General features: G+C 62.3%; 23 protein-coding genes. 5 read left to right on the top strand and 18 right to left on the bottom strand.

Annotation, left to right across the window (positions count from 1 at the left end; all coding sequences use genetic code 11):
• Positions 1-16 precede the first annotated feature (16 nt).
• Positions 17-919, top strand: coding sequence for a LysR family transcriptional regulator (locus I6G90_RS03765; protein ID WP_139405969.1), 903 nt, complete (start codon positions 17-19; stop codon positions 917-919).
• 63 nt (positions 920-982) lie between these two features.
• On the opposite strand, the gene I6G90_RS03760 is transcribed toward I6G90_RS03765, so the two are convergent.
• Positions 983-1,873, bottom strand: a complete 891-nt coding sequence (locus I6G90_RS03760; RefSeq protein WP_042062269.1) for a LysR family transcriptional regulator — start codon at positions 1,871-1,873, stop codon at positions 983-985.
• A gap of 101 nt (positions 1,874-1,974) precedes the next feature.
• Between I6G90_RS03760 and I6G90_RS03755 the strand changes: the two genes are divergently transcribed.
• The 3 genes from I6G90_RS03755 (at position 1,975) to I6G90_RS03745 (ending at position 5,416) form a co-directional block, all read left to right on the top strand.
• The gene (locus I6G90_RS03755) at positions 1,975-2,613 is read left to right on the top strand and encodes an NAD(P)-dependent oxidoreductase (protein ID WP_042062268.1); all 639 of its coding nucleotides are present in this window, start codon (positions 1,975-1,977) and stop codon (positions 2,611-2,613) included.
• 443 nt (positions 2,614-3,056) lie between these two features.
• Positions 3,057-4,127: an isopenicillin N synthase family dioxygenase gene (locus I6G90_RS03750; protein ID WP_232254403.1), complete on the top strand. Its 1,071-nt coding sequence runs from the start codon at positions 3,057-3,059 to the stop codon at positions 4,125-4,127.
• Between the two features lie 125 nt (positions 4,128-4,252).
• The gene (locus I6G90_RS03745) at positions 4,253-5,416 is read left to right on the top strand and encodes a trans-sulfuration enzyme family protein (RefSeq protein WP_197929795.1); all 1,164 of its coding nucleotides are present in this window, start codon (positions 4,253-4,255) and stop codon (positions 5,414-5,416) included.
• Positions 5,417-5,533: 117 nt separating this feature from the next.
• Here I6G90_RS03745 and I6G90_RS03740 read toward each other — a convergent pair whose 3' ends face one another.
• The 3 genes from I6G90_RS03740 to I6G90_RS03730 all read right to left on the bottom strand — a co-directional run bounded on the left by I6G90_RS03740 (position 5,534) and on the right by I6G90_RS03730 (position 8,789).
• On the bottom strand, positions 5,534-7,198 hold the full coding sequence (locus tag I6G90_RS03740) for an AMP-binding protein (RefSeq protein ID WP_197929794.1): 1,665 nt from the start codon (positions 7,196-7,198) through the stop codon (positions 5,534-5,536).
• A 97-nt stretch (positions 7,199-7,295) separates the two neighbouring features.
• Entirely contained in the window at positions 7,296-7,574 is a 279-nt protein-coding gene (locus tag I6G90_RS03735; protein WP_042062259.1) for a YfcL family protein, read from the bottom strand.
• 99 nt (positions 7,575-7,673) lie between these two features.
• Positions 7,674-8,789 carry an ATP-NAD kinase family protein gene (locus I6G90_RS03730; protein ID WP_197929793.1) on the bottom strand — a complete coding sequence of 372 codons (1,116 nt, stop codon included), beginning with the start codon at positions 8,787-8,789 and terminating at the stop codon, positions 7,674-7,676.
• Between the two features lie 120 nt (positions 8,790-8,909).
• Between I6G90_RS03730 and I6G90_RS03725 the strand changes: the two genes are divergently transcribed.
• A complete protein-coding gene (locus I6G90_RS03725) occupies positions 8,910-9,647 on the top strand; it encodes a TerC family protein (protein WP_005352619.1) in 738 nt (245 codons plus the stop codon).
• 94 nt (positions 9,648-9,741) lie between these two features.
• Here I6G90_RS03725 and I6G90_RS03720 read toward each other — a convergent pair whose 3' ends face one another.
• The 14 genes from I6G90_RS03720 to I6G90_RS03655 all read right to left on the bottom strand — a co-directional run bounded on the left by I6G90_RS03720 (position 9,742) and on the right by I6G90_RS03655 (position 24,648).
• Positions 9,742-10,230 (bottom strand): OmpA family protein, encoded by a 489-nt coding sequence (locus I6G90_RS03720; protein WP_005333642.1) that lies wholly within the window; start codon positions 10,228-10,230, stop codon positions 9,742-9,744.
• Between the two features lie 35 nt (positions 10,231-10,265).
• Positions 10,266-11,495, bottom strand: coding sequence for a diguanylate cyclase domain-containing protein (locus I6G90_RS03715; protein ID WP_197929792.1), 1,230 nt, complete (start codon positions 11,493-11,495; stop codon positions 10,266-10,268).
• Positions 11,492-12,049, bottom strand: coding sequence for a YfiR family protein (locus I6G90_RS03710; protein WP_197929790.1), 558 nt, complete (start codon positions 12,047-12,049; stop codon positions 11,492-11,494). Before I6G90_RS03710 ends, I6G90_RS03715 begins: the two co-directional genes overlap by 4 nt.
• Positions 12,050-12,237: 188 nt before the next feature.
• Positions 12,238-13,785, bottom strand: coding sequence for a transcriptional regulator TyrR (gene tyrR, locus I6G90_RS03705; RefSeq protein WP_058051631.1), 1,548 nt, complete (start codon positions 13,783-13,785; stop codon positions 12,238-12,240).
• Positions 13,786-13,933: 148 nt separating this feature from the next.
• Positions 13,934-14,272 carry a 4a-hydroxytetrahydrobiopterin dehydratase gene (locus I6G90_RS03700; protein WP_139692806.1) on the bottom strand — a complete coding sequence of 113 codons (339 nt, stop codon included), beginning with the start codon at positions 14,270-14,272 and terminating at the stop codon, positions 13,934-13,936.
• Between the two features lie 63 nt (positions 14,273-14,335).
• Entirely contained in the window at positions 14,336-15,130 is a 795-nt protein-coding gene (phhA, locus tag I6G90_RS03695; protein WP_197929788.1) for a phenylalanine 4-monooxygenase, read from the bottom strand.
• Positions 15,131-15,283: 153 nt separating this feature from the next.
• A complete protein-coding gene (locus I6G90_RS03690; protein ID WP_197929786.1) occupies positions 15,284-16,714 on the bottom strand; it encodes a gamma-aminobutyraldehyde dehydrogenase in 1,431 nt (476 codons plus the stop codon).
• Between the two features lie 29 nt (positions 16,715-16,743).
• On the bottom strand, positions 16,744-17,571 hold the full coding sequence (locus I6G90_RS03685) for an ABC transporter permease (protein WP_197929784.1): 828 nt from the start codon (positions 17,569-17,571) through the stop codon (positions 16,744-16,746).
• A 35-nt stretch (positions 17,572-17,606) separates the two neighbouring features.
• Complete coding sequence (locus I6G90_RS03680; RefSeq protein WP_197929782.1) at positions 17,607-18,575, bottom strand: ABC transporter permease; 969 nt, start codon at positions 18,573-18,575, stop codon at positions 17,607-17,609.
• On the bottom strand, positions 18,572-19,585 hold the full coding sequence (locus I6G90_RS03675; RefSeq protein WP_197929780.1) for an ABC transporter ATP-binding protein: 1,014 nt from the start codon (positions 19,583-19,585) through the stop codon (positions 18,572-18,574). The genes I6G90_RS03680 and I6G90_RS03675 overlap by 4 nt, the downstream gene beginning before the upstream one ends.
• A gap of 100 nt (positions 19,586-19,685) precedes the next feature.
• Positions 19,686-20,831 carry an ABC transporter substrate-binding protein gene (locus tag I6G90_RS03670; RefSeq protein WP_042657598.1) on the bottom strand — a complete coding sequence of 382 codons (1,146 nt, stop codon included), beginning with the start codon at positions 20,829-20,831 and terminating at the stop codon, positions 19,686-19,688.
• Positions 20,832-21,028: 197 nt separating this feature from the next.
• Positions 21,029-21,952, bottom strand: coding sequence for a LysR family transcriptional regulator (locus I6G90_RS03665; protein ID WP_005346246.1), 924 nt, complete (start codon positions 21,950-21,952; stop codon positions 21,029-21,031).
• A gap of 190 nt (positions 21,953-22,142) precedes the next feature.
• Positions 22,143-23,174, bottom strand: a complete 1,032-nt coding sequence (locus I6G90_RS03660; protein WP_197929779.1) for a YcjF family protein — start codon at positions 23,172-23,174, stop codon at positions 22,143-22,145.
• Positions 23,175-23,241: 67 nt separating this feature from the next.
• Positions 23,242-24,648, bottom strand: coding sequence for a YcjX family GTP-binding protein (locus I6G90_RS03655; RefSeq protein ID WP_213392659.1), 1,407 nt, complete (start codon positions 24,646-24,648; stop codon positions 23,242-23,244).
• Positions 24,649-24,654: the final 6 nt, after the last annotated feature.

Here is a 24,654-nt window from a genome sequence, read left to right as displayed (position 1 = left end):
CTTAACGGTAGCCGCCATGTCTCAAGTCGATCTCAATCTCTTTCGCGTCCTTGATGCCGTGATCCGCTATGGCGGCGTCACCACGGCGGCCGAGATGATGGAGATGACCCCCTCCGCCATCAGTCAAGCCATCAGCCGTCTGACTGCGCTGGTGGGCGAGCCGCTGTTTGTGCGGCAGGGGCGCGGCATTACCCCCACGGCGCGAGCACTGAGCCTGCACCACGAGATCATGGTGCCGCTGCACGACATGGAGCGCAGCCTGCAACGCACCGATCTCTTTGACCCCCATACCAGCCGACGCACCTTCCGCATCGCGGGGGTGCCCGATATCGACATCTTCTTCCTGCCCGAACTCAACCACCTGCTGCAGACCCAGGCCCCCAACTGCCAACTGGAGTGGAATACCCAGGTGCAGGACGAAGCCCTGCGCCAGAACAGCCTCTATCTGCACAGCGTGGATCTGGTGCTGGCAACCAAACCGATGGCAGAGCAGGGGATCGAAAACGAGCAGATCATGTCGCAAGCCCTGCGCATCGCCTGCCGCAAGGATCACCCGAGGATCCGCCAGGCCCCCGACATGACCGCCTTCTTCAACGAGAAGCATGTGGTGCTGCAGGCCAGACGGCTCGACAACCTGCTGCTCAACACCCTGACCAAGGCGCCGCTGCCCCCGCGCCAGATCGCCTACGAGAGCGACTCCCTGCTCACGGCCCTTCATCTGGTGAGTCGTACCGACTGGCTCTGCGTCGCCAGCCAGTGGCATATGGAGATGCTGGGTCATACCCTGGACTTGGCCAGCTACCCCCTCCCCTGGCTCTCGGAGGATTGCCCGGTCTACATGAGCTGGCACAAGAGTTCCAATCAGGATGCGGGACTGAACTGGCTCAAGCAGCAGGTGCGAACCGTCTGCTCGATTTAAGCCGACTTAACGGTGAGCAACAGCCAGCACGGATCCTCGTCCTGACGGCGGTCCAAGTGGTCCTCAGACCGACAGCGTCGTGCCGAAATAGCTGCGCAGCGCCTCCACCACCCGCCGCACCTTCTCCGGGATCTCCCGCTGCGGGGTGATGGCGTGGATCTCCATCGGTGCGACCCGAAAACCGGGCAGCAATTCGAGCAGACGACCCTGCGCCAGATCCTCGCTGATTTCGCCTTCCGGCTGCAACGAGATCCCCTGCCCCGCCAGCGCAAACTGGCGCAGGGGCAACACGTTGTTGCAAAGCACCTTGGGCTTGAACCTCACCCTGTGTTCCCCCCCTTTTTCATCCAGCAGCAGCAAGCCGCTGCCCAGCATCTCGCCACAGAGCCAGTCGTGGGTCGCCAGATCGGTGGGGGTGCGCGGCGTTCCCTTGCGCGCCAGATAGGCGGGCGCGGCACACAGCAGCATCCGGGTCTGGCCCAGCTTGCGGGCCACCAGGGTCGAGTCAGGCAAACTGCCAACCCGCAGCGCCACGTCGATCCGCTCGGCAATCAGATCCCGCTTCTCGTCGTCGGCGATGATCTGGATAGTGAGACCGGGGTGGGCCTGCAACAGCGGCGAGAGCGCCAGTGCCAGCGGCTGGCCCGCCATGCCCACCGGCGCGGTGATCCGCACTTCACCGAGCAGGGAGTCGCGCACCTCAGAGAGGCGCAGCTCGGTCTCGCTCAGGGTCTGCTGCAAGGCCCGGCACCCTTGCCACACCACCTCCCCCGCCTCGGTCAGACTGAGGCGACGGGTAGAGCGATGGAGCAGAGTCAGCCCGAGCAGGTTCTCCAGCTGGCTGATATGCTGACTGACAGCAGAGGGAGTCATGCCGAGAGATTTGGCCGCCCCGGTCATGCTGCCTGCCTCCACCACGGCGGCGAAGATGGCGTAACGTCTGAGCTGTTCCATTATTAAATCCAGCTTATAAGTGAATGCATTTTTGCGGTGATTATTAAATCACATCCGGGGGCGTAGGATAGCCCCATTCCAACATTGAAGGAGAGTTTCCCATGAAGATTGCCCTGATCGGTGCCAGCGGTTTTGTCGGTTCAGCCATCCTGAACGAGGCCGTCAGCCGCGGCCATCACGTCACCGCCATCGTCCGCGATGTCAGCAAGGTGGCCGCCCATCCGCAGGTCACTGCCGTGGCGGTGGATGCCCAGAACCCTCAGGCGCTGGCCGAGGTGCTCAAGGGGCACGATCGGGTGATCAGCGCCTACAACCCGGGCTGGAGTGCGCCGGATATCTACGACCAGTACCTCAAAGGGGCCAGCGCCATCGTCGAAGCGACCAAAGCCATCCATGGCTGGCTGCTGGTGGTCGGTGGTGCCGGCAGTCTGGAGGTTGCTCCCGGCGTACAACTGGTGGATACCCCGGAATTCCCGACCGAATGGCAACAGGGGGCCCTGGCCGCCCGTGACGGTCTCACCGCCCTGCGCCGTGAAACCGCCCTCGACTGGCGCTTTGTCTCTCCCCCGGTGTTTCTGGAGCCAGGCGAGAAACGCGGCGGCTATCGCCTCGGTGGTGATCAGGTACTGTTCAGTGGCGAACAACCTGCCGGGATCACGGTTGGCGATCTGGCCGATGGCGTGCTGAACGAGGCGGAAAAACCGGCTCACCTGCGCCAGCGCTTTACCCTGGGTTACTGAAAACCACGGGTGATTCAGGCCAGATATTCGCGGTCACTCCCCCGTTCCCCCGGTCAGGTGAAAAACCGCTAAACCACAAGGGAGGCATCAGCCTCCCTTCTGCTTTGGGCATTTTCTGTTTTGGTCATTTTGCCGCTGGCAGCTTGCCTCTGGTTACCCCTCCTCCGCTCATCATTCCACTTCCCCACTCAACGGCTGCGCAATAAACAGCCACCCTATCAAGTTCCGAATTCCATTTCGAATTTTGTATATAACTAAGAATAATTTGTTGTTTCCGTCTTATAACACCGAACAGTAGCATCACCCTCATTCCAGATGGCGCCATACAGCAAGCACATACCGACGTGCTGTCGCGCCACCCGTTTGCCGCTCATCAGGCCTGCCAACAGCGGAGGCAGTGCAAGAGATGGCGCCAGAGATAACGAAATAGTGAGGAGGTGTACATGGAACAGTCATCACTGCCGATCATCGATCTGGCTGCCCTCAAGGGGGTGCCCGACCTGCGTCGCACTATGCTGGCCAAGTTGGCTGCGGCCGCCCGCGACGTCGGTTTTTTCTATCTGACAGGACACGGTCTGAGCGAGACCGAACAACGGGAAACCCTGGCGCTGGCAGAGCGTTTCTTTGCTCTGCCGGAGCAGGAGAAGCTGGCGGTGCAGATGGTCAACAGCCCCCACTTTCGCGGCTACAACCGGGTCGGCGCCGAGCTGACCCGCCAGCGACCGGATCTGCGGGAGCAGTTCGATATCATGAACGAGGCGCAGGCCCTGCCTTCGGCTCAGATCCGTGAACCCTGGCAGCGGCTGATCGGCCCCAACCAGTGGCCGACCGCCTTGCCCGAGATGAAATCTCACCTGCTGGCGTGGCAGGAGCGGCTGAGCGATATCACCCTCACCCTGCTCGCCGCCTTCGCCGAGGTGCTGGAACAGCCGGTCGGGGTGTTTGACGACAGCATCCGTGGCGCCCCCTACCAGCACATGAAGCTCATTCACTACCCGGGACAAGAGACGGGCGGCAGCAGTCAGGGGGTCGGCGCCCACAAGGATCCCGGCTACCTGACCCTGGTAATGCAGGACGATCACTCAGGGTTGGAGGTCGAGACGGCCGATGGCTGGATCTCCGCACCGCCCCTGCCGGGGGCGCTGGTGGTCAATATCGGCGAGCTGCTGGAGCTTGCCTCCAACGGTTATCTCAAGGCGACCCTGCATCGGGTGGTGAGCCCGCCGCCCGGGGTATCTCGCCTCTCCTGCGCCTTCTTTATGGCGGCGCGGCTCGATGCCACCGTGCCGCTGCTCACCCTCTCCCCAGCGCTGGCGGCGCAGGCGCAAGGGCCGGAGAGCGATCCTACCAACCCGCTCTTCTATCAGGTAGGAGAAAACGTACTCAAGGGGCGGCTGCGCTCCCACCCGGATGTGGCGGCGCGTCACTATACCGCTCAGGATGCCGCTCCCTATGCCAGCAACGATGCCGCGCCATCGCAACCAAGGTCGCAGCGGGAGCGGGAAATCGCCTGAACCCGCGGGATGATGGCTATCACCCGAGAGAATAAGTCACCGAGAGGGACGCCAGCGGCGCCCCTTCATACCGATTTTAAACACGGAACATCAGGGCCGACAGCTGGCCCGAACGGAGTAATACGATGAAATTCAAGACCATGAGCGTACACAGCGGCCAGCGGATCGACCCACAGACAGGCGCCCTCACCACCCCGCTCTATCAGAGCAGCACCTTCAGCTACTTCAACGCCCAGGCGGGCAAGGAGCGTTTCGCAGGTCAGGCACCGGGCTTTATCTACAGCCGCTTTGGCAACCCCACTACCGCCGAGCTGGAGCAGAAATTGGCAGCCCTCGAAGGAGCCGATGAAGCGTTGGTAGTCGCGAGCGGCATGGCGGCAGTGAGCGCCATCATGTATGCGCTGGCCGACAGCGGTGATGAGGTGGCCTATATCGGCCCGCTCTATGGCGGCACCGATGCGTTCCTCAAGCAAACCTTCAGCCGTGCCGGCATCAAGGTCACCGCCTACGCAAGCGATCAGGATCTGCTGGTCAATATCCGCCCCGCCACCAAGGTGGTACTGTTCGAAACCCTGACCAACCCCACTCTCAAGGTGGTGGACCCGCGGGTGGTGGTGGAAGCGGCCCGCAAGGTGGGGGCCATCACAGTGTGTGACAACACCTTCCTCACTCCCTACCTGCTGCGCCCGCTCGAGCTTGGCATCGACATCGTGATGCACAGCGGCACCAAGTATCTGGGCGGCCATGGCGACATCATCGCCGGGGTGGTAGCGGGCTCCCACGCGCTGATGAAGTCCATCCGCACCGTGGCCCTCAAGCATATCGGCTCCCCCATAGGCCCGCAGGAGGCCTACCTGCTGCAGCGCGGGGTCAAGACCCTGCCCCTGCGGATGGATGCCCATCTGCACAATGCGCAGAAGGTGGCCGAGTTTCTGGCCGCACAGCCGGCGGTGAAGAAGGTGATCTACCCGGGGCTTGCCAGCCACCCGGGTCACGACGCTCTCGGCGCCTTCGCCAGCGGCTTTGGCGGCATGGTGAGTATCGAACTTGAAGGCGGGTTTGAACGCTGCGCCACCCTGCTCGACAACCTGCAGCTGTTCGTGCAGGCGGTGAGCCTCGGCGATCTCGAGAGTCTGGCCTGCCATCCGGCCAGCACCACCCACGCCGCCATGGACGAGGCGAGCCGCCTCGCCGCCGGGGTCAATGACGATCTGATCCGCTTCAGCATCGGGGTGGAAGATGCCGACGATCTGATCGCCGATCTGGCCGCCGCGCTGGCGCTGATCTAGCCAGCGGCGCCTTTGCGGCAACCTTCAACACCGGGGCTCGTCAGCAAGCTCCAAACAGAACAACGGCCCACCAAGGGCCGTTGTTGTCTGATATCGCGATATCGAGAACTGAGGAATTTACTCCTCCCACACCACCACTTGCGATGAGGGCCAGCGATCCCCGACATGGGCATATTTTTGCTCAAGCAGGTGACGCTTGATCTTCATGGTGGGGGTCAGCACGCCGTTTTCGATATTCCAGGGGCTCTTCACCACCAGAATGCCGCGAATTTTGGCATGGGACTCCAGCTGATCGTTAACCCGCACCCGCGCCGCTTCCAGTCTGGCGTTGATCTCGTCCCGATTGCCCTTCATGGCGCTCTCGGCCAGCTGCACCAGCGCAATGGGCTGGGGCATGCCATAACCAATCACGCAGAGCTGCTCGATGATGGGCTCCTGCCCCAGCAACCCTTCGATGGGCACCGGTGCCACATACTTGCCCTTGGCGGTCTTGAACACATCCTTCATCCGGCCGGTGATGGTGAGGTAACCTTCCCGGTCCAGCTTGCCCATGTCGCCAGTATGGAGCCACCCCTCGGCATCGATGGCCTCGGCGCTGTGCTCGGGATCCTTGTAGTAACCCAGCATCATCCCTTCGCAGCGGCAGAGGATCTCCCCCTCGTCGGAGATCTTGATGGTCACCCCGATCCCCGCCTTGCCGACGGTGCCGATCTTGTCGGCACGGAACGGGTAGTTGATGGTGGAGTAGGCGTGGTTCTCGGTCATGCCCCAGGCTTCCGTCACCTTGAGACCGATGCTCAGATACCACTGCAGCAGCGCAGGGGAGACCGGCGCCGAGCCGCAGCCGAGTACCCGGGCCTGATCCAGCCCCAGCCCCTTTTGCAGCTTGCGTTTGATAAGGCCGGAGATGAGCGGGATCTTGAGCAGCAACTCCAGTTTCTTCTGGGGCAGCTTCTCGTGGATCTTGATGCGGAACATGGCCCATAGCCGCGGCACCGAGATAAAGACGGTGGGACGGCAGCGTTTGACGTCTTCGATAAAGGTGTCGAGGGATTCGGGGAAGGCGATTTCGGCGCAACCATAGAGGCTACCGCCGTAGACATAGACCCGCTCGGTAATGTGGGCCAGCGGCAGGTAGGAGAAGCCGCGATCATTGGCGCACAGCCCCACCGTCTCCACCAGCTTCTCGCACGACCAGGCGTAGCGCTCGACGCTCAGCATGGCCCCTTTCGGCTTGCCGGTACTGCCGGAGGTGTAGACCAGACTCAGCAGGGAGTCAGGGGCCTGCACCGGGCTGTCCGCAATGGGCTCATGCGCTTCCAGCAGGTCGTCCCACTGGTGGCTGGCCGGCATGGTGTCGTAGGGAAAGGCGATGCGCAGCAGATCGGCGGGCACGCCAGCCTCCTGACTCTTCCAGTCATCCAGCTTGCCGACGAAGATCGCCTTGGCTTCGCTGTGGCGCAGCACATATTCGATGGTATCGACGTTGGCCGTCGGGTAGATGGGCACGCTTACATACTGCCCCATCTGCATCGCCAGATCGGCGATAAACCACTGGGCGCAGTTCTTGGAGAGCAGCGCCACCTTGTCACCGGCCACCAGCCCGAGGTGGCGCAAGGCCGTCACCATCCGCCGCGCTTCATCGGCCACTTCACCCCAGGTGAAGTCGACATATTCGCGATTGATGGTTTGACGCAGGTAGGTTCGATCAGGACACTGCCGCTCCCAGTGATAGAGCATCTCGAGCGGCAGTTTATTGGCAATGCGTGAGGAGGAGGCCATAGTTTAATCCCTGAAACAAAAGGCGAAACTTATTATTAACCTTTCACTAACTTCAGGGAAGAATAAACTCAAACTTCTGTTTGAACTGTGTATCCGATCAAGCTTCTGCCTGTTGTTGCAAACGAATCCACATTGCCTGCACCAGTTTCTCATCCTCTTCGGAGAGCTCACCTTGCAAAATGGCCTCGTTGAGGCTGCGCAACACATAGCTCTTGACGTCCCGCACCAGGGTCTTGCCTTCCAGCTCGGCCCGGGCAACCGCCAATGAGATATGACCTCGCAGGTAACCCCCCGCAAACAGCTCATCGTCGGTTGCGGTGGCAACCATGCTGTCGATCAGTCCCAACAACTTGTGCTCAAAATCGTGAATCGTCATGTAACGCAGCCTCATTTGCGGCAAAAAATTCGGGGGTATGGACCCGCAATCCGGTTGATTGCGGCTCTCTGGCGCCAGGCCAGCAGCATCCCTGGCGTCCTATTCCGGGTTGGCCACCGGGTAGATGACCTGATCCTTGTATCCCGTGGTTATTCGCAGATAACCACGCAACGCCCGGTTTAATTCGGGATCATCGGTGTCCACCAGCAGCGGCCTGCCCGCAAGTGCGGCAAGCTTGGCCTTGGTTGCCAGCACCTGGATATTGTCCAGCCCGACACACCGAATCACCTCTGGACTCAATTGCTGATTTCCGCGCCCGAACAGATGTCCCTGTCCGCCGATCAGGGTAATGATCAGTCGGCAGCGACGGCCGCGGATCCGGGTCAGGATCTCGGCGGCGCTGAGATCCTGCCCGATAAGTCGGCCATTTTCCACCAGATCCACACCGAGCAAGGTATTTTCCAGACCGAGCTCTGCCATGCAGGCCGCCACCGTGCTGCCGGAGCCCATCAGATAGAGCATATCGGGCTCCATCTGCTCCACCACACCGGCAGCGAGATCCGCCAGCACCAACTCTTCGGACTCCTTGCCCCCCTGTTTGACTGCTTGTATGTAACGCAGATCGCCGGGCACCTTCAGCTGGCCGTAGTGGCGGGCACGCACCTTGCCCGCGCGAAACGCCTCCTCGTCGATGTCGCGCACCTCGGCATCGATCAGGCTGAGCAATTCCCCTGCGATCATCCGCGCCACCACCCGTCCGCTGGCGGCGGGCGTCACCCCGTAGACGCCGGAGTGGATCTTGCACCCCGCCGGAATGCCGAGCACATGGCAAGACTCCCCCACCGCGGCGCAAATATCCCGCGCCGTGCCATCACCACCGGCAAACAGCAGCAGATCGACCCCGGCTTCGCGCATCAACTCGGCAGCGTGGCGGGTATCGTCAGCAGAGGTGCTATCCCCGGCCGGTTGATAGATGATCCGACAGGGCAACCCCAGCTCGCGGGCCACCGCCTCCCCCATCTCTCCCGCTACCGTCATCAGTTCAAACGGGACGCTCATCTCGCACAGTGGCAACAGAGCTTGCCGCGCCCGATCCTGCGCCTTGGGCACGGCACCACGAGCAAGCGCCTCATCCACCACGCCGTCACTGCCCTTGAGCCCCACTGCGCCACCAATCCCGGCGACCGGATTAATGATGAACCCTAATCGAAACATGCCACCCTCCCTTGCGATGGCCACCATTTTTATCTTTTCCCCCCTCTGGGACAAGCAGTGGCGCCCCTGCTAGAATGCGCTGCTTCAATTTTCCAACCAATTTTCAACCAAGGTTCAATCATGCTGGAATGGGTTCTTGATCCCTCTGCCTGGGTCGCACTCGCCACCCTTACCCTGCTCGAGATCGTGCTGGGCATCGACAACATCATCTTTATCTCCATCCTGGTAGGTCGCCTGCCGGAGGCGCAGCGTCAAAAAGCGCGTATTCTGGGTCTGGGGCTCGCCATGGGTACCCGGATCCTGCTGCTGCTCTCGCTGGCCTGGGTGATGCGCCTCACCGATCCGCTATTCACCGTGCTGGGTGAAGCCATCTCCGGCCGCGATCTGATCCTGCTGCTGGGGGGCCTGTTCCTCATCGGCAAGAGTGCCCACGAGATCCACGTCACCCTGGAAGGGGCGGCCGAGCCGGAAAGCGTCAGCAAAGCGGCCTCGGGCTTTATCAGCACCCTGATCCAGATCGCCATCCTCGATATCGTCTTCAGCCTCGACTCGGTGATCACCGCGGTCGGCATGGCCGATCACGTGCCGGTGATGGTGCTGGCCATCATGATTGCCGTCTTCATCATGATGTTTGCCGCCAAATCCATCGGTGATTTCGTCGATGCCCACCCCACCATCAAGATGCTGGCCCTCTCCTTCCTCACCCTGGTGGGTTTCGCCCTGATGGCCGAGGGGATGGACCTGCATATTCCGAAGGGCTACATCTACTTCGCCATGGCCTTCTCGCTGGTGGTGGAGATGATCAACATCCGCCTGCGCAGCCATCACGACAATAACGGGCAAAATAGCGCGCAGTAACCCTGCCCCACATGCCCCCGCGACCCCAGCTGTCGCGATCAAAAAGAGCGCCGATCGGGCGCTCTTTTTTATGGGTAACGAAACGATGAAAAGGTTATTGATCGCTGATGACGATGGCAACCCGGCGGTTGGCGGCCCGGCCCTCTCTGGTCTTGTTATCCGCCAGCGGCATGGTCTCGCCACGGCCATGGATCTCCAGATTGGCTGGCTTCATGCCGACCGAGACCAGCACATCGGCCACCGACTGGGCCCGCTTCAGGGAGAGCTGCTGGTTGTAGCTGCTCTCGCCGGTATTGTCGGTGTGGCCATCCACCCGCGCCTTGTCCAACCCTACGCCAAGCAGTGTTTTACCCAGTTTTTCAACGGATTGGCGAGTCTGGGGATTGAGCGCCCCCACGTTGTTGGCAAACAGCACCCGGTTGGCCAGATCCAGCGTCCACCCCTCATCGGTCAGATAAAAGCCCTGCTCCTTGAGCACGGCGATCTGCTCCGGGGTCAACCCCTTGGGCGCGCTCTGGCAACCGGCCAGCAGCGACAACATCAACCCCAGCAGGGTCACTTTCAACAGGTGGGTGATCTTCATGGTTTGCTCCTTGTTTATGTTGTTATTCTTGCCAGTCAGGCGATGGTTTGCTGTTCGCTGCGGCGCGCCCGTTTCGCCAGATACATGGCTGCATCAGCCTGATCACACAGCACGCTGGCACTCATGCCCGCCTGATAGACGGCAAAGCCGACACTCACCTCGGCCACCAGCTGACGACCGTCACGCAGCGCCACCGGTTCGCTCATCGCCTGCTGGATGCGGCCAATCACCTCTTCCACCTCATGCTGTCGCTGGAGTGGGCCAACCAGCACCGCAAACTCGTCGCCCCCGAGGCGAAACACCAGATCGTCCGGACGCAACTGATGCTGTATCCGTCTCGAGAGGGCGATCAGCACATCGTCACCACCGTTGTGGCCGAAGGTATCGTTGATCTGCTTGAAGCGATCGCAGTCGAGATAGAGCAGCGCAAATCCCTCCTGCTCGCCGAGGGAGATGGCCTGCGCGAGCCGCGCTTCAAACAGGGCGCGATTGGGTAGACCGGTGAGGGCATCGTGGGTCGCCTGATGGAGCAGGCTGGCATTCTCGCGGGCTTGCTGGGCCTGCCAGGCTTGCAATTCATCCAGCAGGGAGTTGAAGTCATCCCCCAGCTCGTTGAGCTCGACGATATCGGCCGGCGGCGCCCGCATCCCCAGGGTGCGTTGCCGGCGTACCGAGTGGGCAACCCGTGCCAGTTTGCGCAGCGGCGAGGTGATGGAGACCTGCATCCGGCCAGCCACATAGAGTGCCACCAGGGCGCTCACTACCAGACAGACCACCATTGCCAGCAGTGCCGAGAGTAAAAACAGCAGCAGATACTCGCCATGACCGCGCAACTCGATGGTGGCGATCTGCTCGCCGCCCCGCAGCATGGGCGTCTTGGCCGGCCCCGGCATCAGCAGTTGGGCCAGATAGTCTTCGAGCGTCACCAGCGGATTGCTTCTGGGCCGCACCCAGGTGGCGAGCGGTTTCCCATCGGTAAGGACGATGCGAGCCTCGGCGACCTCCTCGTGAGCGACAATCCCGCCGAGCGCCTCGCTCGCCGCCTCCTCATCGTGGAACACCACCGCCGCCTCGGCGCTGTAGCTGATGGCGCGGGCGACCAGCTCCAGATTGTGGGCGGCGTAAAAGCGCACCACCAGCAGGGCAACCAGCGTAAAGAAGAGTCCCGCCACACTGACGGCTGTGATGGCGGCCACCAGATGGGTTCGCCCCAGGCTCTGACGCAGGGTCAGACGGCGGGGAGCCGCGCTCACCTGTCGTCTCATGGCCCCCCCTTGTCGGCATGGGCCAGCTTGAGTACGGCGGGATGCACCCGCACGCCACTGAGCGCCAGGGCATCGAGGTTGACGTTAAAGCGCACCCGCTCGCTGCCCGGTGAGGCCTGCAGACAGAACACCGAGCTGGTGGAGCAGTCGTGGTTGTATTCGCTGATGCTGAGCACAGGGTGGCCCTGCAGGCGGGCAAACAGCGCAAGCCGGGTCGGTTCATCGAGCACGCCAAGATAGAGCACATCGCAGTTGTCGCTGATGGCGGGGTCGCTCGCCTCGTAACGATTGACCTGAACAGTGCGGCCATTGGCCTGACGATCGATGGTAAAAAGGGCGCCGGCATATTCGGTCGGCGCCGCCACGCACAGGCGCAGCACCGCAGGCTCGGTGGGCCAGCGGGTGTAGCTCAGAATATCGAGCACCAGCTCTCTGACGGCCATCGCTCGGCTCTCCGCCGCCGTTTCCGCCAGTGCGCGGGGCAGCAGCAGCCCGAACGCCACCAACAGGAGCGCCACACGAGCAAGGGGACGGTGGGAAACGAGTAACAGCATGATCGGGTACTGGCCGCCTTGACAACACCGCCGCAGTGCCACTGCGGTTCGGGTAAATGAACTCTGATAGTAAGGTGGCTTATGCTGCTCTGACAACTCTCCCCTGCCCTCGTTTTCGGGCGCAGTGTCAACAAACGCAAGAGCCCGTCTGGTGACGGGCTCTGTGATGGCAGGCATCCAGCGCGAGCTCACTTCTTGCTGATGCCATATTCCCGCAGCTTGTTGGCGATGGCGGTGTGCGACACGCCCAGGCGCTTGGCCAGCTGGCGCGTTGACGGGAAGGCAGGATAGAGCCGGGCCAGCAGCTGGCTCTCGAAGCGTTTCACCGCATCGTCCAGATCCCCTTCGAACCACTCGTCGATGAGCGGCGCGGTGTCGGCAGCCACCGGCAGATCGATCTGCTCGGGCCCCAGCTCATCCCCTTCCAGCAGGGTCATGGCGCGGTAGAGACAGTTGCGCAGCTGGCGCACGTTGCCCGGCCAGCGGTAGGCGGTCAGGTAGTCGGCCATGTTGCGGGTAAAGCGCGGGCGGGGTCGCTGCAACTCGCTGGCAAAGCGGGAGACAAACTGCTGGGCCAGCACCATGATGTCCGCCTTGCGCTCGCGCAGGGGGGGCAGTGCCAGACTCAGCACGTTGAGGCGGTAGTAGAGATCCTCGCGGAAGGTTCCCTCATGCACCAGATCCAGCAACTGCTTCTGGGTGGTGCAGATGAAACGCACGTTGACCTTCACCTCCTGCTCGTCACCAACCCGGCGGAATACCCCATCCTGCAACACCCGCAAAAACTTGGTCTGCAGATGGGGAGACATGTCGCCGATCTCGTCCAGCATCAGGGTGCCGCCGCTCGCCAGCTCCAGCACGCCGCGCTTGCCCTCGGTGTTATTGCCAAAGGCGCCGGGGGCATAACCAAACAGCTCGCTCTCGGCCACATTATCGGGCATGGCGGCGCAGTTGAGGGCCATAAAGGGGTGACTGGAGCGCAGGCTGGCACCGTGACAGGCGCGGGCCAGCAGCTCCTTGCCGGTGCCGGTCTCGCCGACGATCAGCAGCGGTGCATCCTGCATCGCCAGTTTGCGCGCTTGCGACAGCACCTCTTTCATCTTGGGGCTCTCGGCCTGCAGATGCTCGAAGCCCCCCACTTCCACCGCATGAAGCGCGCTGAAGTGCAGGCCGACCCGACGGGCAGATTTGAGCACCACCACGGCCCCGGCCAGCGCCTGCTTGCCGCGGGCTTCCGCCACGAACAGCGGCATCAGGTCAGCGAGATACTCTTCGCCATTGAAACTGAGCTTGCAGGTCTGCGGCTTGATCTCGCTCGCCTCCAGCCAGCGGGTGAAGGAGAAGCCTTTGACCAGCGAGCCGAGCGCCACGCCGCGCACCTCCTCCACCGGCAAGCCGAGGGTGGTGAGGGCCGACTGGTTGGCCTGGGTCACCTTGCCCTTGCTGTCGAGGGAGAAGACCAGATCCGGCAGCGCCTTGAGCAGCGCCTCGATTTCGTGGTGCTCACGCTCGGAAGGCATGTAGGGGATAGTCTTGACGTCGTAGACGCCCGGAATGCGACGGATCTCCGGCATCAGATGCTGAAAATCACTGAACTCCAGCTCGGGAAAGTTGAGATAGATGATGCCTGAGGTATCGATTTCGATGCCGCGCAGATCGATATTGTGCTCCACCAGGCGGTCGAGCAGTTCCCGGGTCAGGCCCAGGCGGTCTTCACAGCTGACTTCAAGACGCATTCGGGACACACTTCCTAGCTAACTCTATGAATGAGCGGATAATACAGTCTCGATCCCCCCAGTGCGAGCGCCAGCCCATAAAAATGCGGGCCCGCCCCGCTTTCGCAGGCAGGCCCAAACCAACACGAGTCACGGTTTGCGCACATCGTCAGCTGATTAATTGATCCGTGCGTGCCGCCATGATGAAGTCGTTGCGGTGCAAGCCGCCGATCTTGTGCGTCCACCAGCTGACGGTCACCTTGCCCCACTCGGTCAGAATGGCGGGATGGTGGAACTCCGCCTCCGCCAGTTCCCCCAGGCGGTTGGTAAAGGCCAGCGCCTCCTTGAAGTTGCGAAACCTAAATTCCCGCCGCAGTTGCAGCGCCCCCTCCACTACCAGCGGCTGCCAGTCGGGAATAAGCTGCATCAACTCGCGCAGCTCCTCATCGCTCACCTTGGGGGCATCGGCGCGGCACGCTTCACACTGCTGGCTGGCCAGTTCGGACATGGGTTACTCCTGCTTGAATTAATGAAAAATTAATGAATATGAAATAGGGTTATTTGCCTGCGATCAGCTCGCCTGCTTGCCGGAGGCAACCTCAAAGCGCGGCGGATAGAGGCCAAGCCGACTGGCCTCGGCCAGAGCAGCCATGATCTCCTCCCCGGTTAGCTGGTAGAGATGATCGAGACTCGGCAGCACAAAATAGGTGGGCTGCATGATGTCGATGCGATACGGGGTGCGCAGCACGGTCAGCAGATCGAAAGGCTGCAGCAGCGGCTGGCCGGAGAGGGCATAGGCGGTCTCGCCGATGGAGGAGAGAATGCCGCCGCCATAGATACGCAGCCCGTCAGGTGTCGCCAACAGGCCAAACTCCACGGTGAACCAGTAGAGCCGCGCCAGAAAGACCCGCTGCTCCTTGCTCGCCTGCTGCCCCAACTGACCGTAGAGGTGGGTGAAGTGGGCAAAGGCCGGATTGGTCAGCATGGCGCAGTGGCCGAAGATCTCGTGAAAGATATCGGGCTCTTGAAGGTAGTCGAGCTCGTCACGGCGCCGGATAAAGGTTGCCACCGGAAACTGGCGATTGGCCAGCAGGGCGAAGAAGCGATCGAACGAGATGAGCGCAGGCACTGCCGCCACCGACCAGCCGGTCGCAGGCTGCAAGACGGCGTTGATCTCTGCCAGCTGGGGGATGCGATCACGGGGCAGCCCCAATCGTTCAAGACCGGCCAGATACTCGTTACACCCCTTGCCAGCAAGAGCGGCGAACTGGCGCTCGATCAGGATCTGCCAGGTGCCATGCTCTTCGTTGCTGTAGTGGATCACCCCGTCAGCATCCGGCTGGTGTGCGGTATAACAGGTTGCCATAGCGGTTCCATCCTCTGGCGCCACATCCAGGCGCCTTGCCGTTTCATCACGGTTTCACTGTAACGAAATGGCAACAAAAAAAGCAGCCGACCCATCAGTCGGCTGCCGGAAACAGTTGTAAATAAATTGTGACAACCCGCTAACCAATCCCCACTACAACTTGACCATGATATGGCGCGGCACCGTGTAATCCTCCAGCGCATAGAGGGAGAGATCCTTGCCGTAGCCCGACATCTTCATGCCGCCGTGGGGCATCTCGGAGGTGAGCATGAAGTGGGTGTTGATCCAGGTGCAGCCATATTGCAGGTGGCTGGCCACCTTGCTGGCGAGGCTCAAATCCTTGGTCCAGACCGACGAGGCGAGACCATAGTCCGAGTCGTTGGCCCACTGCACCACCTGCTCGGCGTCGCTGAAACGGGTCACCGACACCACGGGGCCGAACACCTCGCGCCGCACGATCTCATCCTCCTGACGGGCCCCGACAATCAGGGTCGGCTCGAAGAAGAAGCCGTTGCCGGGGCGGATCTTGCCGCCCGCCGTCACCTCCACATGACCGCTGCTCTGGGCCCGCTCGACAAAGCTGGCGACCCGGTTGCGCTGTCTGTCGGAGATAAGTGGCCCCATCTCGACCCCCTCCTCGTACTGGCTACCCACCTTGATGGAGGCCACCGCATCGGTCATGGCGGCGACGAACTTGTCGTAGATCTTGCCCTGGGCATAGATACGGCAGGCGGCGGTGCAGTCTTGCCCGGCATTGTAGAAACCGAAGGTGCGAATACCCGCCACCACCGCCTCCAGATCCGCATCGTCGAAGATGATGACCGGCGCCTTGCCCCCCAGTTCAAGGTGGGTGCGCTTCATGGTACGGGCGGCGCTTTGCAGGATCTTCTGGCCGGTGGCGATATCGCCGGTGAGCGACACCATCCGCACCAGCGGATGCTCCACCAGCGGCGCCCCCACGCTCTCGCCCCGCCCGCAGATGACGTTGATGACGCCGCGGGGGAAGATCTCGCTGGCCAGCTCGGCAAGGCGCAAAGCGGTGAGCGGGGTCTGCTCGGAGGGTTTGAGCACCACCGTATTGCCCGCCGCCAGCACCGGCGCCATCTTCCAGGCCGCCATCATCAGCGGGTAGTTCCAGGGGGCGATACTGCCCACCACCCCGATGGGATCGCGGCGGATCATGCTGGTGTGCCCCTCGATATACTCCCCCGCCAGCGGCCCTTGCAGGCAGCGCGCCGCCCCGGCAAAGAAGCGGAAGCAGTCCACCACCGCGGGCAGCTCGTCGTTGAGCACCGCCAGATAGGGTTTGCCGCAGTTGAGGGATTCGAGCGCCGCGAACTCCTCGGCGTGGCGCTCGATGAGATCCGCCAGACGCAGCAGCAGGTTGCTGCGCTGGGCCGGGGTAGTGCGGCTCCACTGGGCGAAGGCGCGCTGGGCACCGTTCACCGCCCGGTTCACCTGTTCGAACGAAGCTTCCGGCACGGCGGCGATCTGCTCGCCGTTGGCCGGGTTGAGAATGGGTTCGGCCTGCCCCTCGCCGGTCACAAACTGGCCATCAATCAAGAGTTGGGTAGAGAGTTTCATGGTTGCATCCTTGCGCACGCGTTGAGTCATCATTTGCCACTGCCAGCGACATCATGGGTGTCGCGAGTGAGGTAGTAGGCAAGCAAAATGGGGATAGTAGTGAAGGCCACTATGATGAGGGCCACCACGTTGGTGACCGGCCTGTCTCGGGGACGGATCAGCTCCTGATACATCCAGATGGGCAGCGTGGTCTGCTGGCCCGCCGTGAAGGTGGTGACGATCACTTCGTCAAAGCTCAGGGCAAAGGCCAGCATGCCCCCCGCCAGCAGCGCCGTGGCCAGATTGGGCAGGATCACGTAACGCAGGGTCTGGAAGCCGTCGGCCCCGAGATCCATCGACGCCTCGATCAGCGACTGGTTGGTACGGCGAAAGCGGGCCAGCGCATTGTTGTAGACCACCACCACACAGAAGGTGGCGTGGCCGATAACGATGGTCCAGAAGCTGAACGGGATCTCCATCAAGCCGTAGGCCGAGCGCAGCGCGATACCGGTGACGATGCCGGGCAGCGCGATGGGCAGCACCAGCAGCAGTGACACCACCTCCTGACCGAAGAAGCGGCTGCGGGCAATGGCCCCTGCCGCCAACGTGCCGAGGATCATGGCCGTCAGTGTCGCCAGCCCAGCTACCTCCAGCGACAACTGGATGGCGCGCCAAACATCGGGGCGATTTAGGGTCACCTCGAACCATTTGAGGGTGAGCCCGGGGGGCGGAAACTGGTAACTCTTGCTCTCGCTGGTGAAGGCGTAGAGGAAGATAAACAGAATGGGAAAGTGCAGGAACAAGAGCCCACCGATGGCGGCGTACCTGAGCAGGCCCGAAGGGCGCTCTCCCTGACTGATCACTGAGCTAGCTGACATGACGGCCTCCTTGCTGCCGGTTCAAAGCGATAGGGTCAAAGCGCATCAAAAGCCCCCAGTCGTTTCGCCATCGCCAGATAGATGGCGATGATGAGGATTGGCACCAGCGAGAAGGCGGCGGCAAAGGGCAGATTGCCCGCCGTCCCCTGCTGCATGTAGACCACCTGACCGATATACATGGTCGAGTTGCCGATGATGCCGGGGATGATGTAATCACCGAGGGTCAGCGAGAAGGTGAAGATGGAGCCCGCCACCACACCGGGCAACGCCAGCGGCAGGATCAGATTGCGAAAAGTCTGGGCGGGTGTCGCCCCCAGATCGCTGCTAGCCTCCAGCAAGGAGCGCGGAATACGCTCCACCGCCGCCTGAATGGGCAGGATCATGAAGGGCAGCCAGACGTAGACGAACACGATAAAGGTGCCGAGCCGCGAAAAAGAGAGCGACGGCCCCCCGATGACAGGCAGGGAGAGGATGGCATCGAGCAGCCACTCCAGCCCCATGCTGTCGGCCAGCCAGCTCACCACCCCCTCCTTGGCCAAAATCAGCTTCCAGGCATAGACCCGCACCAGATAGCTGGACCAGAGCGGCAACATGATCCCCACATAGAACAGCGCCCGGGTCTTGCCACTGGTGTAGCGTGCCATGTAGTAGGCAACCGGAAAACCGAGCAGGGCGCAGGCCAGGGTCACCAGCAGCGACATGCCGACGGTGCGGCCGATCACATCGAGATTCTCCGGCCGCAGCAGGGCGACGAAGTTTTGCAGCCCCAGTTCATGGCGCACCTGACCGCTGAACTCGTCCAGCCCGAACAGGGAGTTGGAGAGCAGCATCAGCAAGGAACCGACATAGATGATGCCGAGCCACAGCAGCGGTGGCCCCAGCAAGATCGCCAGCAGTAGGCCGGGCCGACCATAGAGCAGGGTCGAAAGGCGCCGCAGCGGCCTGAAACGGGCAGGGTCGGGCTGATGATTCATGGCAAGACTCGCACTGTGAGGAAGGCTCATGGTTGCGCCCCTTGATGAGTGGCGCTCAGGCGATGGATCGCCTGCTCCGGCCAGCTGAGACTGACCTGGGTACCACGGCTCAGGCGGGCCTGCCCCTCATTGGGGTGGTTGACGATGATCTCGAGTTGCTCGCCGAGATCGACCCGATAACGGACGAAGGGGCCCAGATACTCTACCTCACGGATCTCCCCCGACCAGCCCGGCGTACCCGCCTCACTGAGCCGGATCCGCTCCGGGCGCACCATCATCTGGCTGCCGTCGCCGCATAGCCGTCTGGCCTGCTCCCCTTCGAACAGATTGACGGTGCCGACGAAGCGGGCCACAAACGGCGTCGCCGGGGCGTCGTAGATGGTATCGGGCGCGGCAATCTGCTCAATCTTGCCCTGACTGAAGATGCAGATCCGGTCGCTCATGGAGAGCGCCTCCTGCTGATCGTGGGTGACGAAGATAAAGGTGATGCCAAGCTGACGTTGCAGCGCCTTGAGCTCAAGCTGCATCTGCTCGCGCAGCTTGAGATCGAGGGCCCCCAGCGGCTCGTCCAGCAGCAGGATGCGCGGCTGGTTGATGAGGGCCCGGGCGATGGCGATACGCTGGCGCTGGCCGCCGGAGAGCTGGCTCGGGCGGCGCTTGCCGACCCCGGGCAATCGCACCAGCTCCAGCATCTCGTCCACCTTGCGGTAGCGCTGTGCCTTGGCGACCCCCTTGAGCATCAGGCCATAGCCGATGTTGTCGCGCACATCCATGTTGGGAAACAGGGCATAGTCCTGAAACACCGTGTTGAGGTTGCGATCATAGGGCGGCACGGTGGAGCAGGGTTCGCCAAACAGGCGGATCTCCCCGTCGCTCGGATACTCGAAGCCCGCGATCATCCGCAGGCAGGTGGTTTTGCCGGAACCGCTCGGTCCCAGCAGGGTAAAGAATTCCCCGGAGGGGATCTGGAAAGAGATGTCATCGACCGCCTTCACCTCGCCATAGTGGCGGCTGACCCGGTCAAATTGTACGGCGTTCATGGGGCGTCCTTGTCTGTGCTGGGATGGGCCGGACTCCTGTCCGGCCCGCTTGATTATCCGATCTCGACGGTTGTGCAGAGGAGGTGCGGCTCACCCCGCCTTAGCGACCACCCAGAATGGCGATATAGTCGGAAACCCAGCGGTAATAGGGCACACAGGTTCCCTGGCTCTTGCACTGGGAGACCGGAGTGCGCCAGAAGCGAACCCGATCGAAGTTGTCGATACCGTTGGTTTTGCACCCGGTCGGGCCCAGCAGAGCATTGCCCTCACAGGCGGCAGGCACCACAGGCACCGAGCCAAACCAGGAGGCGAGATCCCCCTGCAGCTTGTTGTTCAGGGAGTGCTCCAGCCACTTGTAAGCGCAGGTGAGGTTCTTGGCATCGCTGTGCACCATGCTGGTATCGGCCCAACCGGTGACGCCCTCTTTGGGCACAGTGGTGGCGATAGGTTGCTTGTCGGCGATCAGGGTATTGGCCTGGAACGGCCAGGAGCCAGAGGCAACCACCCCTTCATTCTTGAAGTCATCGATTTGAACGAAGGCATCATGCCAGTAGCGTCCCACCAGCTGGCGCTGCTTGCGCAGCAGATCGAGGGAGGCCTTGTACTGATCCTCGTTCAGCTCGTAAGGATCCTTGATGCCAAGGGCGGGCTGATGGGTCATCAGATAAAGGGCGGCATCGGCGATGTGGATCGGGCCGTCAAAGGCCTGCACCCGCCCCTTGTTGGACTTGCCATCCGCCAGAGTCTGCTCCTCAAACACCACGTTCCAGGAGTCCGGCGCCTTGGGGAACACCTTGGTGTTGTACATCAGGATATTGCCACCCCACTGGTAGGGCACGCCGTAGTGCTTGCCATCCACCGTGTGCCAGGGGGCATTTTGCAGCCGGGGATCAATCTTGCTGTAGCTCGGGATGAGCGCCAGATTGAGCGGCTGTACCTTGCCACCGGCTATCAGACGCAGACTGGCATCGCCGGAGGCGGTCACCAGATCGAAGCCCCCCTCGTTCATCAGCGCCACCATCTCGTCCGAGGTGGCCGCCGTCTTGACGCTCACCTTGCAGCCGGTCTCTTTTTCGAAGCCGGTCACCCAGTCGTAGTTCTTGTCGGTCTCGCCACGTTCGACGTAGCCCGCCCAGGCCACGATATTGAGCTGGCCTTCACCCTTGCCGAGCTCGGTCGGGGCAGCCTGGGTCTGGCCTGCCAGCAGCGCCGGAACAAGAGCCAGCATCAGAGGGGTCAATTTCATCATGCACTCCTTGCATTGTGTTGACTTGCATCAGGTGAAGGAACGCCGCCATGGGCGTTAACATCCTGTTAACCAGCAATGAGCTTAGGGGAGTGGCAATACGATGAATATTTCAATTTTTGGTGGCTCAGGTATCAGCTAAATCGATATCGAGTGCAGATGAATCTGAATTTTAGTGGCAACCCCGCAAGAGATGGCTAGCGAGGGAGCGCCTGACGGGCCCGCAACCGGCTCTGATCCCGCGCGATATCGATAAATTCCCGCGCCGTCCAATCCAGCCGAGAACCACGGCGCCACACCAGCCCGATATCGATGGCGGGAATGGGCTCCTTGATGGGGCGCGCCTCGACCCGCTCCTGTTCCAGCGACCAGGGGCGATAGGCAAAATCGGGCAACAGGGCAACCCCGAGCTGGCTCGCCACCAGACTGCGCACCGCCTCCACCGACGCGGTGCGCAGCACGATGCGAGGAGAGATGCCGTAGCGGCGCAGGCCGCCACCGATGATCTGATCGAGCTGATCGGCGGTCAGCGAGATCATCGGCTCCTCCCCCAGTGCCGTCAGGGAGAGGGTCGACTCGGCGCAGAGCGGGTGGTTGGCGGCCAGCCAGAGCCGCAGCGGCGAGCGGGTCAGCAACTCGGTATCGAACGCCTCTTGCCGGATGGTGCGGTTGGTCATCAGGATCCCCACATCCACCTCGCCGTTGACGATCTGATGCTCCAGAAAAGGCTGTTCATCCTCCTTCACCTCGATCTGTACTGCCGGAAAGGCGCGGCGAAAACGGCCAAGCGCCTCAGACAGGTAGTAACCCGCCACCAAGGTGGTCACACCGATGGTGAGCCGCCCCTGATCCTGCTGGGCCACGGCTTTGAGGGAGTGGCTCGCCTCGGTCATGGCGCCGAGAATACGGCGGGCGTGGAGCAAAAACTGGTGACCCTGGGTGGTGAGGGTGACGCCGCGCGGGTTGCGCTCGAATAGCGGGGCGCCCAGCTCGGTCTCCAGCTCGCGAATGGCGCTGGTGACCGCCGACTGGGAGATATGCAGCTCGGCGGCGGCGCGACTCACTGAAAAGCTGTCGGCCACGGCCACGAAATAACGGATCTGGCGAAAGGTAAAGTTCATCGGGCATCCTTGCCGATTAGTACGATTGGTGTGATTGGTACGATTAGCTGCCAGCTTAACCGTAAACGGGCGCCTCGCAAAAGTCGGGCACTGCTGCCAACTCAATGATCTGCCGATTAAAACCATGCCCCTGCGGCTTGGCGAGCACGACAGGGGCATGGGTCATCGCAGCAAGGTGCAGATAGGGCTATCAGGATTTGTTGAGATACCCCGCCAGCTGGCCGATCAGCCGCTTGCGCAGCTCGCCGAGTTTCGGTTTCTCGTCCGCACACCAGGGCAGCGGGCGGCACGCCTCTATGGTGCGCAGGCCAAGGCGGGCGGTGAGCAGCCCCGCCCCCACCCCTTGTGCGGCGCGGGCAGAGAGCTTGGCGGTGAGCTCGGCGCCCAGCAAGTCCATCCCCACCTCGGTCACCAGCTCGGTGGCACCGGCGTAGAGCATGTTGCGAAACACCTGACGGATCAGGCGAATGCGGCTCCAGTAGCCGAGTTCGATGGCGTAGACATCGGCGATATCCTCGATCATCCGCAGGTTGCGCCACAGCATCAGCATCATGTCGACGGTGGCGAGCGGGCTCAGGGCCACCAACACCGCAGCCTCCCCCGACCATTTGGCGACCCGCGCCTGCGCCAGCTTGTCACGCTCGCTCAGTACCAGCTGACTGTAGAGGGTCAGCACCTCCCGATCGCTGTGGCTCTCGTCGAGCTGGGCCAGCCAGGTTTGATACCCCTCGCGCCCCTTGTCGCCACTTTTGACCGCCAACCCTTCGCAAAAGGCTTGCCCCTGCCCGACTCCCTGATGGGCCAGCAGATCTTCTGCTCGCGAGCGCACATCCTGCCGCCGCTTGAGGGTGCGCAGTCGCAGCCACTCGCGCCCCACCACGCTGGCGGTGCCCGCCACCACCAGCGCCGAGGCCGCCAGCCAAGCGCTGCCCCACAACGGAGTGGTGAGAAATTGATCGTAAAGAAAGGCGCCATATTGGCCCAAGGAGAGTAAACCGACCGCCCCCAGCCCCCACGCCAGTAGCCGATGGCGGCGGCGCGGTTTAATGACGAGGGAGCTCTCCACCTCGGTGAGCTCGTCCAGCTCGTCGAGGCGCTCGAAGCTCGCCTCCTCCAGTCGCTGGGCGGGTGCGGGCGGGCGGTCGTCACTGGCCACCGTCAAGGCAGGCTCAAGGATCACCTTGCCCTGCAGCGGCGGCCGCTCTTTTATCTGATCGTTCATCGCCTTGTTCTCCTGAAAACAGTCTCCTGTATGCGGCCTTCGGCTCAGGAGCCAAGGCCGCATACCGTTATTCGAGGTGATCCCCGAGCAGAAACTCCAGCGCCGCATCGAGCCGGATATGGGGCAGCGCCTGATGGGCGCTCATGGGCATGGGGCGAAACGCCTGAAAATCAAAGCCCTGACTGTTCCACCACTGGGCAGGCGGAATATGGGGCGGCACTTCACCCGGGAACAGCAGCAACGGCTCACCGCTCAGGCTGGTGCCGCGGATGGCGGGGAACTCGCGGCCATTGGCCACCCCCTTGCCCACTTCGGTCGCCTTGATGGCGGCGAGCGCCAGACACTCGGTGGTGATCCCCTCGAAACGGGCCTGACCGCGGCCGCTGCGCACCAGATGCTGGAGCAGGGAGACCATGGGCGCATGCTGTTCGGGGGTGACGTGATCGGCCTTGCTCGCCACAAACAGCAGCTTGTCGATACGGGGTGAGAAGAGCCGCCGCCACCAGTTGCTCTTGCCGTAGGCAAAGCTCTCCATGATGCGGGCGATGGCCTGCTGCATGTCGCCAAAGCTGGCCGCCCCGGCATTGAGGGGCTGCAGGCAGTCCACCAGCACGATCTGGCGATCAAAGCCGGCAAAGTGCTGCTGATAAAAACCCTGCACCAGATGCTGCTTGTACTGCTCGAAGCGCTGCTTGAGGGTGGCGTAGAGGGTGCCATCGGCGGGTTCGCTGGCAGGCATCTCCCACACCCAGGGGACAAATTGCAGCATGGGGGCACCGGCATACTCCCCCGGCAAGACGAAGCGGCCGGGCTGAATGAGGTGCAATCCCAGCTCCTGTTTGCAGGCATGAAGATAGGCGGTGTAACGCTCGGCCAGCTCAGCCACCGGCCGCTCTTCGAAGCGCTGATCGGCCTGCCACCCGGGTGTCAGCCAGCTAGCGGCGAGTGCTTGCAGCTCTGGGCGACGCAGCTGCTCACGCACCTGTTCACTCCACTGCTCGTAGTTCATCTCAAGGAGCGGCAAGTCGAGCAGCCACTCCCCGGGGTAGTCCACCAGATCCACGTAGAGGGTGGAGATCTCCCCCAGATGCTTGCGCAGGGGATGACGGGTGCGATAGCGAATTTCGAGGCGAACCTCGGCCACGCCGCGGGTGGGCTCGGGCCAGGCCGGTGGATCGCCAAACAGGGAGTCGAGGCCACGTTCGTAGGCAAAGGTGGGAATATGGGCATTGAGCTGCGGCACCCGGCGGGCGCCGAGGATGCGCCCCTGACGCAGGGCATCCCACAACGGCAAACGGCCATCGATGGCCGCATGTTCCAGCTGGTTGACCAGCGCCGTGATAAAGGCGGTCTTGCCGCTGCGCGAGAGGCCGGTCACCGCCAGCCGGATATGGCGATCCCGCACCCGGTTCACCACGTCGTTCGCCTTGTGTTGCAGGCGAGTCAACTTCTGTTCCAGTTTATTGAGTATCAAGGCTTG

Origin of the sequence: Aeromonas allosaccharophila (assembly GCF_016026615.1) — a bacterium.
GTDB lineage: Bacteria > Pseudomonadota > Gammaproteobacteria > Enterobacterales > Aeromonadaceae > Aeromonas > Aeromonas allosaccharophila.
This window is presented reverse-complemented; position numbering and strand designations above follow the sequence as displayed.